18 protein-coding genes are annotated in these 15,892 nt (G+C 67.3%); 7 read left to right on the forward strand and 11 right to left on the reverse strand.

What is annotated here, in order from left to right; all coding sequences use genetic code 11:
- Position 1: 1 nt before the first annotated feature.
- From ACK4MH_RS07655 to ACK4MH_RS07670, 4 genes are read right to left on the reverse strand one after another with little or no spacing between them, the layout of a single operon-like run.
- Positions 2–409: a helix-turn-helix domain-containing protein gene (locus ACK4MH_RS07655; RefSeq protein WP_409716734.1), complete on the reverse strand. Its 408-nt coding sequence runs from the start codon at positions 407–409 to the stop codon at positions 2–4.
- A gap of 45 nt (positions 410–454) precedes the next feature.
- A complete protein-coding gene (locus ACK4MH_RS07660; RefSeq protein ID WP_409716736.1) occupies positions 455–1,039 on the reverse strand; it encodes a helix-turn-helix domain-containing protein in 585 nt (194 codons plus the stop codon).
- 55 nt (positions 1,040–1,094) lie between these two features.
- Positions 1,095–1,655, reverse strand: a complete 561-nt coding sequence (locus tag ACK4MH_RS07665) for a NifU family protein (RefSeq protein WP_409716738.1) — start codon at positions 1,653–1,655, stop codon at positions 1,095–1,097.
- Positions 1,656–1,704: 49 nt separating this feature from the next.
- A complete protein-coding gene (locus ACK4MH_RS07670; RefSeq protein ID WP_409716740.1) occupies positions 1,705–3,273 on the reverse strand; it encodes a helicase HerA-like domain-containing protein in 1,569 nt (522 codons plus the stop codon).
- Positions 3,274–3,371: 98 nt separating this feature from the next.
- Between ACK4MH_RS07670 and ACK4MH_RS07675 the strand changes: the two genes are divergently transcribed.
- Positions 3,372–4,511, forward strand: coding sequence for an AI-2E family transporter (locus tag ACK4MH_RS07675; RefSeq protein ID WP_409716742.1), 1,140 nt, complete (start codon positions 3,372–3,374; stop codon positions 4,509–4,511).
- Here ACK4MH_RS07675 and obgE read toward each other — a convergent pair whose 3' ends face one another.
- The 6 genes from obgE to ACK4MH_RS07705 all read right to left on the reverse strand — a co-directional run bounded on the left by obgE (position 4,512) and on the right by ACK4MH_RS07705 (position 9,919).
- A complete protein-coding gene (gene obgE, locus ACK4MH_RS07680) occupies positions 4,512–5,558 on the reverse strand; it encodes a GTPase ObgE (RefSeq protein ID WP_409716744.1) in 1,047 nt (348 codons plus the stop codon).
- A gap of 52 nt (positions 5,559–5,610) precedes the next feature.
- Positions 5,611–7,065, reverse strand: a complete 1,455-nt coding sequence (locus ACK4MH_RS07685; protein WP_409716746.1) for an NAD-dependent succinate-semialdehyde dehydrogenase — start codon at positions 7,063–7,065, stop codon at positions 5,611–5,613.
- Between the two features lie 93 nt (positions 7,066–7,158).
- Positions 7,159–7,296 carry an entericidin A/B family lipoprotein gene (locus tag ACK4MH_RS07690; RefSeq protein WP_184279633.1) on the reverse strand — a complete coding sequence of 46 codons (138 nt, stop codon included), beginning with the start codon at positions 7,294–7,296 and terminating at the stop codon, positions 7,159–7,161.
- A gap of 50 nt (positions 7,297–7,346) precedes the next feature.
- On the reverse strand, positions 7,347–9,047 hold the full coding sequence (locus ACK4MH_RS07695; RefSeq protein ID WP_409716749.1) for a sensor histidine kinase: 1,701 nt from the start codon (positions 9,045–9,047) through the stop codon (positions 7,347–7,349).
- A gap of 102 nt (positions 9,048–9,149) precedes the next feature.
- Positions 9,150–9,761 (reverse strand): sigma-70 family RNA polymerase sigma factor, encoded by a 612-nt coding sequence (locus ACK4MH_RS07700; protein WP_135194501.1) that lies wholly within the window; start codon positions 9,759–9,761, stop codon positions 9,150–9,152.
- Positions 9,758–9,919: a NepR family anti-sigma factor gene (locus ACK4MH_RS07705; protein ID WP_409716943.1), complete on the reverse strand. Its 162-nt coding sequence runs from the start codon at positions 9,917–9,919 to the stop codon at positions 9,758–9,760. The genes ACK4MH_RS07700 and ACK4MH_RS07705 overlap by 4 nt, the downstream gene beginning before the upstream one ends.
- Positions 9,920–10,159: 240 nt before the next feature.
- Here ACK4MH_RS07705 and ACK4MH_RS07710 point away from each other — a divergent pair, with 240 nt between their 5' ends.
- From ACK4MH_RS07710 to ACK4MH_RS07720, 3 genes are all read left to right on the forward strand, one after another.
- Positions 10,160–10,954, forward strand: coding sequence for a response regulator (locus tag ACK4MH_RS07710; protein ID WP_135194503.1), 795 nt, complete (start codon positions 10,160–10,162; stop codon positions 10,952–10,954).
- 309 nt (positions 10,955–11,263) lie between these two features.
- On the forward strand, positions 11,264–12,295 hold the full coding sequence (locus ACK4MH_RS07715) for an NADP-dependent oxidoreductase (RefSeq protein ID WP_409716751.1): 1,032 nt from the start codon (positions 11,264–11,266) through the stop codon (positions 12,293–12,295).
- 23 nt (positions 12,296–12,318) lie between these two features.
- Complete coding sequence (locus tag ACK4MH_RS07720; protein WP_135194505.1) at positions 12,319–12,726, forward strand: acyl dehydratase; 408 nt, start codon at positions 12,319–12,321, stop codon at positions 12,724–12,726.
- A gap of 59 nt (positions 12,727–12,785) precedes the next feature.
- Here ACK4MH_RS07720 and ACK4MH_RS07725 read toward each other — a convergent pair whose 3' ends face one another.
- Positions 12,786–13,568: a SapC family protein gene (locus tag ACK4MH_RS07725; protein ID WP_409716753.1), complete on the reverse strand. Its 783-nt coding sequence runs from the start codon at positions 13,566–13,568 to the stop codon at positions 12,786–12,788.
- Positions 13,569–13,684: 116 nt separating this feature from the next.
- On the opposite strand from ACK4MH_RS07725, the gene ACK4MH_RS07730 reads away from it, so the two are divergent.
- The 3 genes from ACK4MH_RS07730 (at position 13,685) to ACK4MH_RS07740 (ending at position 15,824) form a co-directional block, all read left to right on the forward strand.
- Entirely contained in the window at positions 13,685–14,173 is a 489-nt protein-coding gene (locus ACK4MH_RS07730; protein ID WP_135194507.1) for a Fur family transcriptional regulator, read from the forward strand.
- A gap of 17 nt (positions 14,174–14,190) precedes the next feature.
- The gene (locus tag ACK4MH_RS07735; RefSeq protein WP_409716756.1) at positions 14,191–15,078 is read left to right on the forward strand and encodes an alpha/beta fold hydrolase; all 888 of its coding nucleotides are present in this window, start codon (positions 14,191–14,193) and stop codon (positions 15,076–15,078) included.
- Positions 15,079–15,158: 80 nt separating this feature from the next.
- On the forward strand, positions 15,159–15,824 hold the full coding sequence (locus ACK4MH_RS07740; RefSeq protein ID WP_409716758.1) for a nicotinate-nucleotide adenylyltransferase: 666 nt from the start codon (positions 15,159–15,161) through the stop codon (positions 15,822–15,824).
- The last annotated feature ends 68 nt before the right edge of the window (positions 15,825–15,892 follow it).

Below are 15,892 nucleotides of genomic sequence, written 5' to 3' on the forward strand. Positions count from 1 at the left end.
TCTAGGCCGCTCTGGCGAGAACCTCCACCAGTCGCGTCAGGGCCTGGCGTACAGCGTGGTCGTCGATGCGGGAAAATCCGTCCGCCATGGCGCGCCCCTCGGCCGTCGCGGCCAGGGACCGGATCACTACAAGCTCAGGCGTGGCGCTCTCCTCCGGCCGATCTGGAAAGAAGGCTTCGACGGGAAGTCCCAGGGCCAGGGCCAGGCGATGCAGACGCGCCGCCGAAATACGATTTTTCCCGCCTTCGTATTTCTGAAGTTGCTGGCAACTGACGCCGACCATCTCGCCAAGAGCCGTTTGGGACAGTCCGAGCGCCGTGCGCCGCGCCATGATCCGCGCCCCGACCAGAACGTCCAGAGGCTCGACCGCGCGTGCCGTCTTGCGTGTTGTAGCGTCCGTCTTGTCCATAAGAGGACAGTTTCACAACCTTACCGAGAGTGCAACGTTTTCGTTTCATCGCTCCAGTCTGGCGATGACGGCCGATGTTCTAAGGATCAGGCGGCGCTCGATCGTCTCGACCTGGTCCAGCCCGCCCGCGCCCCGCACATGCATATGTTGGGCGTCCGCCTGCTCGAACAGCCGCACCCGCGTCGTCCCGTCCCTCATTTCGATCACGCAGCCCTGACCCTGGCGGGGCCACAGACCCGGTTCGCACTCCAGCACGACGCCCGGCTCGGCCCAGGGCGAAAGATCGGCGTTCAGAACCTCGATCCGGGTCCGGCGGGGGGAGCGGCCTTCGAAGGCGCGTCCCCGGCCTTCCACGCCCATGGGGTCGGAGGCGGCCGTCGGACGTTCGGTTTGGCCCGACACAAGCAAGGCCAGGGCGTCGGGACTGGAGTCGAGCGCGCCGGTCAGGCGGCGTTGCACGTCGGGCCGGAACAGGCCGGGACGACGGCCGGATTCGTACAGGCCCCAGCCCTGGCTGGTCATGTTGAGCCGCGCGCCCGCCTCGGCCTGCGACAGGCCGCGCTCGCGACGCAGGGCGGCGAGCGCCTCGCCGAGGCGGAGAACTTCAGGATCAGGAACGAAGCGTGACACCAACTTAAGATGGCGCCCGACGGCGAGTCTGGCGAGGACGAAACCGTTCTGTCGATCAGATCGTCTGCTCGACCCGCGTCACTTCCGGCACATAGTGGCGCATCATCTGTTCGACGCCGGCTTTCAGCGTCGCCGACGAGGACGGACAGCCCGCGCAGGCGCCGCGCATCCGAAGGTTCAGCACTCCGGTCGATTCGTCGAAGGAATCGAACAGGATGTCGCCGCCGTCCTGGGCTACGGCCGGGCGGATGCGGCTGTCCAGCAGGGCCTTGATCTCGGCGACGATCTCGCTGTCGTCCTCGGCATGGCCGTCGGCCTCGGCGCTGGCGCCGCGCGTCAGCGGCTGGCCCGAGACGAAATGATCCATGACGACGCCCAGGATGGGCGCCTTCATCTCCGACCACTCCGGCCCCTGGGGCTGGCGAGTGACCGACACATAGTCGGCGCCGAAGAAAACGCCGTCGACGCCTTCCAGCTCGAACAGGGCCTCAGCCAGAGGAGAGGCCGTCGCCTCGTCGATGGTGCGGTATTCCAGCGCGGCGGCCGGCGACACGTCGCGGCCGGGCAGGAACTTCAGCACGTTCGGATTGGGCGTGGGTTCGGTCTGGATGAACATGGGCGGGAGATGCGCTCGCCCCCGCCCCGTTGCAAGACCCGCTCCGAACCTAGCGCCGTTTCAGCCCACCCAGGATGCCGCGCATCAGCTCGCGGGTCAGGGTCGATCCGGCGGTGCGCAGGACCGACTTGGTCAGGGCCTCCATCGGGGTCTGACGGTTGGAGGCGCGCGCGCGCGGGGCGGGTGCAGGACGTGGCGCGACGCGGGCCTGCTCCCTGGCACGTTCCTTTTCCGCCTTCTCGTCGGCCTTCGCCTGGATGTCCGCGGCCTTGGCGGCGTCGGCCTGGGCCTTTGCCTGAGCCTGGGCTTGCGCCTCTGCCTGATCGGCGGCGCTGTGACGGTTGGCCAGGATTTCGGCGGCGGATTCGCGGTTCAGAACCTGGTCGTACAGACCGCGCACCGGGCTGGCGGCCATGATCGCCGCGCGTTCGGCGTCGGTGGCGGGGCCCAGGCGTGAGGCGGGCGGGCGGATCTTTGTGCGGGCCACGATGGTCGGCGCGCCCTTTTCGTCCAGAACCGAGACCAAGGCCTCGCCCACGCCCAGGCCCTGGATGGCCTCGGCCGTGTCGAAGGCGGCGTTGACGCGGAAGCTCTGCGAGGCGGCCTTCAGCCCCTTCTGTTCGGACGGGGTATAGGCGCGCAGCGCGTGCTGGATGCGGTTGCCTAGCTGGGCCAGGACGCTGTCGGGAATGTCGGCCGGGTTCTGGGTGACGAAATAGACGCCCACACCCTTGGACCGGATCAGGCGGACGACCTGTTCGACCTTTTCCAGCAGGGCGCGCGGCGCGTCGTTGAACAACAGGTGGGCCTCGTCGAAGAAGAAGACCAGGCGCGGCTTTTCCGGGTCGCCCACCTCGGGAAGTTGCTCGAACAGCTCCGACAGCAGCCACAGCAGGAAGGCCGCATACAGGCGCGGACTGTTCATCAGCCGGGTCGAATCCAGCACATTAACCTGGCCACGGCCGTCCAGGCCGACGCGGATCATGTCCTCCAGCTTCAGCGCCGGTTCGCCGAAGAATGCGGCCCCGCCCTGTTGCTCGACCTGCAACAGGGCGCGCTGGATCGAGGCGATGGAGGCGGGGGCGACATTGCCGACCTCGCGCCCGATCCGCTCGGCGTTCTCGCCGACATAGACCAAGAGGCTGCGCAGATCGTCGAGGTCCAGCAGCAGCAGGCCCTCCTTGTCCGCCACATGGAAGACGACGGTCAGCACCCCCTCCTGCACGTCATTCAGGTTCAGCATCCGCGCCATCAGCACGGGTCCGATCTCGGACACGGTGGTGCGGATCGGATGGCCCTTCTGGCCGTATAGGTCCCAAAAGACTGTCGGGGCGGCGCGGGGCGTCAGGGTCAGGCCCATTTCGGTCGCGCGGGCGATCAATTTCTCGTTCGGGGTTCCGACTTGGGAAATACCCGATAGGTCGCCCTTCACGTCGGCGCAGAAGACCGGCACCCCCGCGTCGGAAAACCCCTGCGCCATGATCTGCAGCGTGACCGTCTTGCCCGTTCCGGTCGCGCCGGCGACGACGCCGTGGCGGTTGGCGCGGTTGAACAGCAGGCTTTCCGGCTGGTCGGCGTCGGACTGGCCGAGGAACAGGCCGGGCAGGGCGTCAGGCATGAGGGTCTCCGATGGCGTCTCGACGAAAGGTCTAGCGCGTTCCAAACGCGGTCGGAACAGCGATTGACGCCGAAGCCGAGCGGTTCGACAACACAGACATGAAAAGCCCCGTCGCCATGCCGTCCTCGGCCGTGTCCCGCAACGCCCTGGGCGTCATCGCCACGGTGGCGGCGGGGGCGGCCGTCTATTGGCTACGGGACATCCTGACCCCGCTGGCCATGGCCATCTTCCTGCTGATCATGATCGACGGGGTGAAGCGCTCGGTCGAAGCGCGCACGCCGCTGAACAGCCGCATGGCTGGCATCGCGGCCTTGACCCTGGTGGTGCTGGCCTTCTTCGCCTCGATCGCCATCATCGTGAACGGCGCGGCCAGCTTCTTCGGCGAAGCGTCGGGCGTGTCCCAGAACATCGGCCCGCGCATCGATCAGATCATTCGCGACGTCTATGGCGTGGTGCGGCTGGCCAATCCGCCGACGGCCCAGGATCTGATCAACGGTGTCGATGTGCGCGGTTACCTGACGTCGATGGCCTTCCAGGTGCAGGGCATCGCTTCGGGCGCCTTTTTCGTCCTGATCTATCTGGGCTTTCTCCTGGCTTCCCAGATCGGGTTCCGTCGCAAGATCATCGCCATGTTCCCGTCCGAGGCCCAGCGCGACGAGGCCGTGGCGGTGTTCCAGCGTGTGCGCGGCGGGGTCGAGGGCTATATCTGGGTGCAGTCGGTGACCGGGGCGATGATCTGCGTCGTCGCCTGGATCCTGATGCGGGCCGTGGGGCTTCAGAACGCCGAGTTCTGGACCTTCGTCATCTTCATCGTCGGCTTCATCCCCGTGCTGGGCGGGGCGGTCGCCGGCCTGGCGCCGCCGCTGTTCGCCCTGGTCCAGTTCGAAAGCTACTGGCCGGCGGCGGTGCTGCTGGTCGGCCTGCAGGTCATTCTGTTCGTCGTCGGCAACTTCATCCAGCCGCGCATGCAGGGCGACAACCAGAACATCGACCCGGTCGTGGTGCTGCTGGCCCTGGCCTTCTGGGGCAAGATGTGGGGCGTGGTCGGCATGTTCCTGTCCACGCCGCTGGCGGTCATGGCCATGGCGATCCTGGCCGAGTTCAAGGGCTCGCGCTGGATGGCGATCCTGCTGTCCGGCGACGGCGAACCCTATGCGGATGAGACCAAGACGACCGACGCGCCGAAACCGAGCCGTCGCAAGCCCCGGCCCAAGCCGGAACCTGCGCCGGAGGCCTGATCAGGGCTGCCAGCCGCTGGTCTGGTCCGCGTCGCTGTCGCCGGCCATGGCGCCGCGCGTCTTCTTCACCTCGGCCCAGGCGGCGCGGAGCAGGGCGGGGACGCCTTCGCCCGACACGCCGGACACCAACATGGGACGGCGACCGGCGACGGATTCCAGCTCGGCGGCCTTCTCCTCGCGCGCCTCGGGCGTCAGGGCGTCGATCTTGTTCAGGGCCAGGATCTCGGCCTTGTCGGCCAGACCTTCGCCGTAAGCCTCCAGTTCGCCGCGGATGATCCGGTAAGCCTCGGCCACGTCGTCCTGCGTGCCGTCGATCAGGTGGATCAGGCTGGCCGAGCGCTCGACGTGACCCAGGAAGCGCGTGCCTAGGCCGGCGCCCTCGCTGGCGCCCTCGATCAGGCCGGGGATGTCGGCGATGACGAACCGCTCGGACGGCGACAGGTCCACCATGCCCAGGTTCGGCGCCAGGGTGGTGAAGGGATAGTCGGCGATCTTGGGCTTGGCAGCGCTGGCTGCCGACAGGAAGGTGGACTTGCCCGCATTGGGCAGGCCCGCCAGACCGATGTCGGCGATCAGCTTCAGCCGCAGCCAGATCCAGCGTTCCTGGCCCTCCTGGCCGGGGTTGGCGTAGGTCGGCGCCTGGTTGGTCGGCCCCTTGAAGCGCACATTGCCCCAGCCGCCGTTGCCGCCCTTCAGCAGCAGTTCCATCTTGCCGGGCGTGTCCATGTCCAGCAGGACGGTTTCCTTGTCCTCATCCAGCACCTGGGTGCCGACCGGCACCTTCAGATGCACGTCCTCGCCCTTGCCGCCGTGCATCTGCCGACCTTGGCCGTGGTGGCCGGTCTGGGCCTTGAAATGCTGCTGGTAGCGATAGTCGATCAGGGTGTTCAGCCCGTCGACCGACTCGATCCAGACGTCGCCCCCACGCCCGCCGTCGCCGCCGTCGGGGCCGCCGTTGGGAATGAATTTCTCGCGTCGAAACGACACGGAACCGCCGCCGCCGTTGCCGGAGCGGATGTAGATCTTGGCCTGGTCGAGGAACTTCATCGCGGGCTTATGCCGCAGAAGCGCGGCAAATTACAGACCTGCGCGCCTGGCGTTATTTCAGCGCCAGCGTCACCGTCTTGATGTCCACATATTCGTCGATGCCGTGGATCGAGCCTTCGCGGCCGTAGCCCGACTGTTTGACCCCGCCGAACGGGGCGACGGCGGTCGAGATCAGGCCGGTGTTGACCCCGCACATCCCCGCCTCGATCCGACGGGAAAAGCGCATGGCGCGGTCTAGGTCGCGGGTGAACAGATAGGAGGCCAGGCCGTAATCGCTGGCGTTGGCCTTACCCAGCACCTCGTCCTCGGTGTCGAAGGCGAAGACAGGGATCATTGGGCCGAAGGTCTCTTCCTCGCGGAAAAGGGCGTCGTCGCCGCCCAGGGTCACGGTCGGCTGGAAGAAGCGGCCGCCCAGTTCATGGCGCGAGCCGCCGGTCAGCACCTTGCCGCCGTCGGCCTTGACCGCCGCGACGTGTTTCTCGACCTTGTCGATGGCCTTGTCCTCGATCAGCGGCCCGACCTTGACGCCGTCTTCGAATGCGGGACCGACCTTGATCTTCGCCACTTCCGCCGCCAGCTTTTCGGCAAAGGCCTCTGAGACCGACCGTTCCACATAGACGCGGTTGGGGCAGACGCAGGTCTGGCCCGAGTTCCTGAACTTGCCCTTGATGGTCTCGGCCACGGCCAAATCCAGGTCCGCGTCGGCGAAGACGATCAGGGGGGCGGCGCCGCCCAACTCCATCGACACCCGCTTCAACGTCGGGGCGCACTGCTCCGCCAGTTTGCGGCCCACGCCGGTCGAGCCGGTGAAGGACAGTTTGCGGATTTCGGGACTGTCGGTCAGCACCTTGCCGATGGTCGCGGCGTCGCCCGTCACGATGGACAGGGCGCCCTTGGGCAGACCGGCCTGATAGGCCAGTTCGGCCAAAGCGATGGCGGTGAAGGGGGTCTGGCTGGCCGGCTTGACTACAGCGGTGCAGCCGGCGGCGAATGCGGGGCCCAGCTTCCTGGTCAGCATGGCGGCAGGGAAGTTCCACGGCGTGATCAGGGCGCACGGGCCGACCGCCTCGCGATAGGTCAGGATCAAATGGCCCAGCGGACTGTCCTGGGTCTCGCCGATCAGTCGCTCGGCCTGGCCCGCGAACCATTTCAGGAAACCGTTGGCGTAGGTCACCTCGCCCTTGGCCTCCTCGAACGGCTTGCCGTTCTCAAACGCCATCAGCGCGCCCAGCCCCTCGACGTTGTCGTCGATCAGCGCGGCCCATTTGCGCAGGAAGGCGGCGCGCTCATGCGGATCGGAGCGGGACCAGGTTGTGAACGTCTCGGCCGCCGCCGCGATCGCCTGCTCGGTCTCGGCGGCGCCCAGGTCGGGGACATGGCCGATGATCTCGCCCGTCGCCGGATCATCGACAGCGATCCCGGCGCCGTTCGCAGGGACGGGCTCTCCGGCGATCAGCGCGTGCTGGCTTAGCAGCGCAAGGCCGGCGTCGCGGGCGGTCTGGTTCACGGGAAACTCCTGTCGCGGTCCTGAAACGAACAAGGCCCCGGCGATGCGGGGCCTTGCAAGTCCGACAATGCAGCCGAGCTGCGGTCGCCGATATTAGTTCTTGGCGTCTTGGGCGGCGCCGGTCACGGCCGAGCCGGCGGCTTGGGTGTCACGGCCAACGCCTTCAACAGTGTTGCAGGCGGCGGTGGTCAGGGCGGCGGCGGCGGCGACCAGAACGAAAATCTTGCGCATGAGGAAAGCTCCGAGGTTAGCCGGGGTGAAACTCCGCCGGTCTTAGGACATCAACGCGACGCCACGGCTCCGGTTCCGTTGCCGGACGCCTTGTCCGCCGGATCGACCGGCGCCAGGGCCTCGGGCGTGGCGAAGGTCATGCGGGCGATGGTGCCGCCGCTGGGGGGCGTGTCGAATTCGGTCTCGCCGCGAAGCTGTTTGGCGAAGGCGCTCATCAGGGTGCGGCCGACCCCGACTTCAGCGCCGGCCTGGGCGCCCGGTCCGTCATCCTCGACTTCCAGCACCGACTTCTCGCCGTGAACGCGGAAGCGGACCTTCAGCTCGCCGCCGCTGCCGGCGAAGGCGTGCTTTTGGGCGTTCGTCACCGCCTCGACCAGCCACAGCGCCAGGGGCGCCAGCTTGTCGGGATCGACGTGCAGGGAATCGGCGTCCACCGAACTGATGACGACCGGTCCGCGTCCCGCCTCGCTGGCGACCAGTTGGCCCACCAGCTCGTTCAGGAACTCGCGCGCATCGGCGTGGCGGATGTCGTTGCTCTGGTAGAGGGTGCGATAGATCAGGGCCAGGGCCGAGATGCGCTGACGCGTATCACCCAGCGCCGCCTTGGCCGGGGCGTCGGTCAGGGCGCGCTGCTGCATCGACAACAGTGACGAGATGATCTGAAGATTGTTCTTCACCCGGTGGTGGATCTCGCGCATCAGCGCGTCCTTCTCCGCCAGGGCGTCGGTCAGCTCGCGATCTCGAACCGTGATGGCCTCGGCCATCTCGTCCAGAGTGCGCGCCATGGTGCGGATTTCGGCTGGCGCATTCATGGCCTGCAGGGGCCGCACCGAGAACCGCCCGCGCGCATAGATGGCGGCGACCCGCTCCAGATAGTCCAGCCAGCGGATGAAGATGCGTTCGGACAGCAGCATCACCGCCGCGAAAGCCGTCAGCCAGGCCCCCAGCGGCAGCAGCAGCGTCCCGATCGGATTGAGCCGCGCCCAGGACAGCAGACCGGGCGCCGGAGCCGACAGCAGGGCGTAGAGGTCGCCGCCCGCAAGGGCCGCGCCAGCATAGTCCCGGCGATGGTTCTGAGCGTCCTTGGCCTCAAACACGGCCGAGCCCTGCTCGCGCGCACGGCCGACCCATCCGGCGATGTCGTCGCCGTCGGCCAGATTGAAGACATCGGGATCGCTGGCGGTCAGGATGCGGCCGGCGCCATCGGTTAGGGCGGCATGCGAGCCCGAGGGCAGGGCGGGGTCCGTGATATCGGGTTGCAGCTCAGACAGGGGAATGACGGCGACCATGGCCCCGTCGAACCGGCCCATCGGCCGTTCGGCGCGTGTGGCGACAATCAGTGCGCTCTGATAGCCGGCGCCGTCAGGGGCGCGCACGACGACCAGTTCCTCGCCATTGCGCAGCCGCTGAAACCATGGGGCCTGTGCGGCGGGCGCGACGCCGGAACGCAGACCGTCCGTGCGGCCGGAAGCGCAGACCGCTTCCCCGGTCGGGCTGATGCGATAGAGGCCTTCATAGCCTTCCAGCCGTCCGACGAGGGCAGTCAGGCGCGGGGCGCAATAGGGGCCGAGCGCATCGGGGCTGAGCGCGCGCAGCAGAACCTGGGCGCTGTCCAGCTGGGCCTTGGCGCTCGAGGCGCTGCGTTCGGCCGCCAGTTGCAGATCGACCTGTCGATCCTCGGCTTGTCGGCGGAAATCCGCCTGGGTCTGGATCAGGCTGAGGACGAAAATCGGCAGCAGTGCCATGGCCATGGCCGCGCCCAGGCGAAAGCGGATGCCCTGAAACCGGTCCGTATTCCACGTGCGACCGAGGCGCGGCCTTGAGGCGTCTCTGGTCGTCTCATTCACCGCAGGTCAGCTCCGGGCGCCGGCCAGCCTGTCGGCCTCGCCCAGGATGGAGCGCATGGCATCGCCCGCCGCCTTGCCGTCGCGGCCGTAGCCGCCTTTTTCCAGCGTGGCCGCAAGCGCGCGGCGCGCCCGGCTGACCCGGCTCTTCACCGTGCCGACCGCGCAGCCGCAGATTTCGGCTGCTTCTTCGTAAGCGAAGCCGCCGGCGCCGACCAGGATCAGCGCTTCACGCTGTTCTTCCGGTAGGGTCTTCAAGGCCTGGCGCAGTTCGTCCAGGGCGACGGGCGCCTCAGGATCGTCGACGGCGACCAAGGTCCGCTCGGCGGCTTCCTGATCCAGCTGCGACTGACGCCACGAGCGGCGCTTCTCGGAATAGAACTGGTTGCGCAGGATCATAAAGGTCCAGGCCTTCATGTTCGTGCCCATCTGATAGGAGGCGCGAGCGTCCCACGCCTTCATCATGGCGTCCTGCGCTAGGTCGTCGGCGGCGGTCGGGTCGCCGGTCAGGGTACGTGCGAAGGCGCGCAGATGCGGGATCAGCACCACCAGTTCGCGCTTGAAGCCTTCGTCGTCAGCCGACGCGGGCTTGGGGGCGGCCCCCAGGCGAGACGTACTCATGCAGCGCCATCCGCAGCCTTCGCATCGGCGCGTTTCAGGATATCCAGAAACTCGTCGGGCACCGGTTCGTTGACGACCTCGTCGAACATGTGCCGCAGCTTCACGCCGATGGCCTGCTGGCGAAGCCGAGCTTCTTCAAGCCCCGCCTCCCCCTTCATATCGGCGCCTTTCGGGCGCGAGGAGTCGGTAGAATCAATCATAGACAGAGTACGCCCACCCAACGTTCATCGCGGAGATGCCCGCCGATAACGTCATCCCTCCGGGAGGGTTCCTAGGCCGCATCAATTTTAAGCTCAAGCTTCGTCGAAACTGCGGAACCGTGGTGCGTATGATACGTTGAGACCCGCTGTATCGCTTTCCCTTGCCGGGACGGCGAAGATTTGTCGGGGACTATCTGAATGAGCCTTCTGGCCAGACTTGCGCCGCACCTGCCTTATGTGCGCCGTTACGCCCGTGCGTTGACTGGCGACCAATCCACCGGGGACAACTACGTCCGCGTCGCGCTGGAAGCGCTGGCTGCCGGCGAACAGCAGCTGTCTGCCGATATGACGCCACGCGTGGCCCTGTATCATGTCTTCCACGCCATCTGGTCCTCGACCGGCGCCCAGCTTGAGACCGGCACGCTGGAGACGACGGGAACCGACGCGTCGCAGCGTCTGCTGCGTATCGCCCCGCGCTCCCGTCAGGCCTTCCTGCTGACCGCTCTGGAAGGCTTCACGCCTTCGGAAGCCGCCCAGATCCTTTCCGCCGATCCGCGCGACGTCGAACGCCTGATCGCCGACGCCCAGTCCGACATCGACGCCGAACTGGCGACCGACGTGCTGGTGATCGAGGACGAGGCCATCATCTCGGCCGACATCCAGAGCCTGGTCAAGGAACTGGGTCACCGCGTCACCGGCACCGCCACGACGCATGACGAAGCCATCGACGCCGTCGCCCGTCACAAGCCGGGTCTGGTGCTGGCCGACATCCAGCTGGCCGACGGTTCGTCGGGCATCGACGCGGTCAAGGATATCCTAAAGACCATGGACGTGCCGGTGATCTTCATCACCGCCTTCCCGGAACGCCTGCTGACCGGCGAGCGGCCCGAGCCGACCTTCCTGATCACCAAGCCGTTCCAGCCGGAAACGGTGAAGGCGGCGATCAGCCAGGCCCTGTTCTTCCACCCTTCGCGTCAGAAGGAAGCGGCGTAAGGCCGCAGCCCGTCTTTCAAACGACAGAGGCCCCGTTCGCATCCGCGACGGGGCCTTTTCTTTTTGCGCCGACAGAAAAGTCGCAACCCTCGGGAACCGGTGTTCCGCATCGTCGTTACAGGCATGCGGAGGCGGCGACGCCCCCCGACTTGATCAGCGATAGCCGATCATGCCGCCTCCGCGCCTCATTCTCGATGATGCCACTTCAAAGCGGTCCGCAAGGGCCGCTTTTTTCTTTGCCATGGCTCGACCGCTGCACTCGGCGGGGGCAAGATGGTGGTCAAAGAAAACCCACAAGGAGAGATGCGCATGGCCTCGACGAACGGCAAGACGAACCGTCAATGGGTGCTGCGACAGCGCCCCAAGGGCCTGATCCAGCAGGGCGACCTCGAACTGGTCGAGACGCCGATACCCGACCTGAAGGAAAACGAGGTGCTGGTCCGCACCGTCTATCTGTCGCTGGACCCGACCAACCGGACCTGGATGAACGATTCCGAAGGCTATCTGCCGCCGGTGGGCCTGGGCGAGGTCATGCGCGGCCTGACGCTGGGCGTGGTCGAGGCGTCGCGGTCCAGCCGCTTCAAGTCCGGCGACGTGGTCATGCCGACCTCGGGCGGCTGGGCCGACTACGCCGTCGTGCCTGAAGGCGGCCTGCGCCCCGTCCACCGCGCGCCCGGCCTGCCGCTGACAGCAAACATGTCGGTGCTCGGCATGACCGGCCTGACCGCCTATTTCGGCGTTACCGATGTGCTGAAGGCCAAGGAAGGCGAGACCATCGTCATTTCGGCGGCGGCCGGCGCCGTCGGCTCGATCGCCGGACAGATCGCCAAGCAGCGCGGCTGTCGCGTCATCGGCATCGCCGGCGGGCCCGAGAAATGCGCCTGGCTGACCGATGAACTCGGGTTCGACGCCGCAATCGACTACAAGAACGAGGATGTCGGCGAGGCGCTGGACCGTCTGGCCCCCAACGGCGTCGATCTGAACTTCGAAAACGTCGGCGGCGACATCATGATCGCCGTGTTCAACCGGCTGAAGGTCCACGGCCGCATGGCGGTCTGCGGCCTGGTGTCCTCCTACAATGCGACCAAGGCGCCGCCGTCGCCGAACTTTGCGCGCATCATCACCCACCGTCTTCAGGTCCAGGGCTTCCTCGTCCTCGACTATGCCCCTCGCGCCCGCGAGATGGTCGCCGAGATGGGGCCGTGGCTGGCGGACGGCCGGGTGAAGTGGAAGGTTCACGTCGATGACGGCCTGGACGGCGCGGTGGATTCGCTGAACCGCTTGTTCACCGGCGATCACGACGGCAAGCTGCTGGTTCGCGTTTCCGAAGAACCCGCCTGAAGCCGATACGGAAAGTCCCGCCCATGAGCGATCCGCTGCACGTCCATTTCGAAGACCTGGAAGTAGGTCAGGTCGTGCCGCTGGGCGCTTGCGCCGTCGATCAGGCGGCGCTGGACGTCTTCATCGAACGGTTCTCGCCCGGTTGGGACGTGGCCTACGGCGCGCCGGACGCCATGGTCTATGTGCTGTGGAGCCGGCTGGCGGCCGACAAGTCCGGCGGCTGGGCCCAGACCAAGGTCCTGGCCGTCGACGGCCTGCGGTACATGCGCAATCCGCCCGCCGGCGAACTGCTGCGCGGGCGGATGACGGTGATGGGCAAGGATCCGGTCGGCGACGAAAAAGGCATCGTCATCGCCTCGCACGACCTGCTGGACGAGTCCGGTCGGCTGGTCTTCTCCTGCCTGACGCGGGCCCTGTTCTCGCGTCGCTAAAACGAAAAACGCCCCGTCGGCGAACCGGCGGGGCGTCTGTCAGTCTGTAAAGGCCGGGCTTAGTTGACCGAAGTCGGAGCCTGCGCTTGGCGCATGACGGCCAGGGCGATCAGGCGATCCCAACCGACCAGCGACACCAGGTGGGCGTAGATCTGGCCCAGGGCGCCGTTGTCGCGCAGTTCGGCCAGCTTGTCGGCGGGCAGGGCGCGCAGCTTGTCTTCCGACACGGCGTAGTATTCGGCCAGCTTCTGGGGCTGACCCGGCGTGCCGTCGGGGTTGCGCGGCGTGAAGTGGGCCTCGCGGATGTCCAGCAGGTCCAGCTCGTTGATCAGCGTCATGAAGCCTTCGGTGCGCAGGCGCTCCTGCTCGAAGTTGTTGCAGAACTCCATCGCCATGTTCGTGTAGTCGCTGGGCTGGCCATCGACGAACAGCGGGTTCTGGCCGCCCTCGGCGACGATCGAGGCGCCGCGGTCGATGCACAGGATCAGGCGCTGGTTCTGCTTGTCGTCGGCGAAGACGAACGGATAGCGGCGCACATAGGCGGGCACATAGGCGTCGGCGCGGAACTCGCCGTCGTCGGCGACGAACAGGTTCTCGTTCGCGCGCAGGCCCATCACGGCCACCGGCTGGCGGTTCTCGCCAGTGAAGATGATCGGATAGGACAGGGCGGCGGCCGAGAATTCGGTCACCGTCAGCGGCACGACATTGGTTTGAGCCACGAAGGCGTAGGGCTTGTCGGTCGGGTTGACGCCCAGCCCGCCGTGGATGCCCTGATCGAGCGGCTCGGGGTTGACGTAGAAGAGGACGTTGCCTTCGAGCGGCGAGTTGTTCGTGTCGGTCATGAAGCGAGGACGCTCTGGTTGAGATAGGAGGCGCGCCTTCTAGCCCAACCCCGTCTCAGCGGCAAACCCGCGATGCTTCAGTTGCGATGGAGGCCGCCAGCCATTAGCTGTGGCGCATGGGTTCCGCCTGCGATCACGATCACGACCATTCCGGCCTGAACGGCGGCGCGCTGGATCGCGCCCTGGCGGCGGCCGAGGCGCGCGCGGTTCAGCGGGGCGAGCGGATGACCGCCCAGCGGCGCCGGGTTCTGGCCCTGCTGCTGGAAACGGGCGAGCCGGTGAAGGCCTATGACCTGATCGCGCGCTTCGGCGAGGACGGCCAGGCCGCCAAACCCCCGACCGTCTATCGCGCGCTGGAGTTTCTGGAACGATTGGGCATGGCCCACCGCATCGCCTCGATAAGCGCTTATGTCGCCTGCACCGACGACGGCGACGCCGCCCATGCCGCCGCCTTTCTGATCTGCGACTGCTGCGGCGCGACGCGCGAGGTCAGCGGCCCGGATCAGAGCGCCATGAACGCCGCCGCCGCCGCCGCCGGATACGCCATCGCCCGCACGACCATTGAGGCGCACGGCCGTTGCGCCGCGTGCCGCGAGGCGGCTTGAGCATGGATGCGGCGCTGATGTCTCCTCCTCGGCGTCTGTCCGTCCCCATCGACAACCGTTGGGGCGCCGGCGAGATGGCGGTGCTGGACTTCGGCGATCCCAAGCGTCCGGTCGATCTGGTGTTTTCCCACGCCAACGGCTTCAACGCCGCCACCTATCGCAGCCTGCTGTCGCCTCTGTCGGCGTCGTTGCGAATTTGGGCGCCCGATCTGCGCGGGCACGGCCGTTCGACCCTGCCGGTCTTCACGCGACCCAAGACCAGCTGGCTGGATCACCGCGACGATCTTCTGGCCCTGCTGAAATCCATCGACGGTCCGCCGGTGGTGATGGCCGGCCATTCGATGGGCGGCACGTCCTCGCTGATGGCGGCGGCCGTACAGCCGGACCGCGTGTCCAGCCTGGTGTTGTTCGATCCGGTGATCTGGAAACGCTCGGCCGTCTTCGCCTTCAACCTGCCCTTCGCCCACCGGCTGATGGGCGCGATCCCGATCGCCAAGGCGACCCTGCGTCGCCGCAGCCTGTTCGACAGTCGCGAGCAGGCCATGGCCGCCTATCGCGGGCGCGGCGCCTTCAAGGGTTGGCCCGACATGGTTCTGGCCGACTATTTGTCGGAAGGCCTGAGTGAGAAAAAGGGCGAGGGGGAGGGCGGCTTCAACCTGACCGCCACGCCGGCCTGGGAGGCGGCCAACTATTCGGCCCAGGCGCATGATCCCTGGCGGGCGCTGCGGCGCTATCCGGGGCCGGTCCGCATTCTGAAGGCCGAACACGGCGCCCTGACCCATGTGCCGGTCGCGCCTCGCGGTCTGCCCAACGTCACGGTGGAGGTCGTGTCCGGCGGCGGACACCTGTTCCCCATGACCCACGCCGACATCGCCCGCGACGCCCTGTTCGACGCCGCCGTCTGAAACGATTTCTGTAGGCTGAACAAACACCCGCGCTATAAGGGCGCCGCTGAGCAAAACTCCCTCGCCGCCCGAGACGCCGCTTGTCCTTCTTCCACGCCGGTCCCGCGCCCAAAGGCGCCGGCCCCCGATCCGGGGCGCTGCGCGATGGCCTGACCTTGGCGCCGGGCATGAAAGTCGGTCTGTTCGGCGGCTCCTTCAATCCCGCCCACGAGGGCCACGCCCATGTCGCGGAGACCGCCATGCGTCGCCTGGACCTGGATCGTGTCGTCTGGCTGGTCTCGCCGCAGAATCCTCTGAAGGACGCGCGCCACAGCGCGCCGCTGGACGAGCGTATGGCCTCGGCCCGCCGGCACGCGCGTGGTCCCTCGATGATCGTCTCGGACTTCGAGACCCGCGCCGGCGTCGCCTGGACCGTGGACACCCTGCGCCTGCTGGTCGCGCGGCATCCCGGCGTGCATTTCGTCTGGCTGATGGGATCGGACAATCTGGCCAGCTTCCATCGCTGGAGAGGCTGGACCGACATCATGCGGCTGATGCCCGTGGCGGTGATCGCCCGGCCCGGTTCGCTGCTGGACAGCCGCACGGCGCCGGCCGCCGCCCGTTTCGCCGGTTTCCGCATTCCGGCCCAGCAGGCCGGCCTGCTGCCGACGCTCCAAGCGCCCGCCTGGACCTATCTGACCGCGCCCCTCAATCCCCTGTCCTCGACCGCGATCAGGACCTCGACAGGGCGACGCGCGGTCTCGTGATCGCCCGATGATTCGGGCGCCGGTTCACGTTGCGGCCCATCCGTGCTAGAGGGCTTCTTTAGTCATCG

This window comes from Brevundimonas sp., from assembly GCF_046295075.1.
Classification (GTDB): Bacteria; Pseudomonadota; Alphaproteobacteria; order Caulobacterales; family Caulobacteraceae; genus Brevundimonas.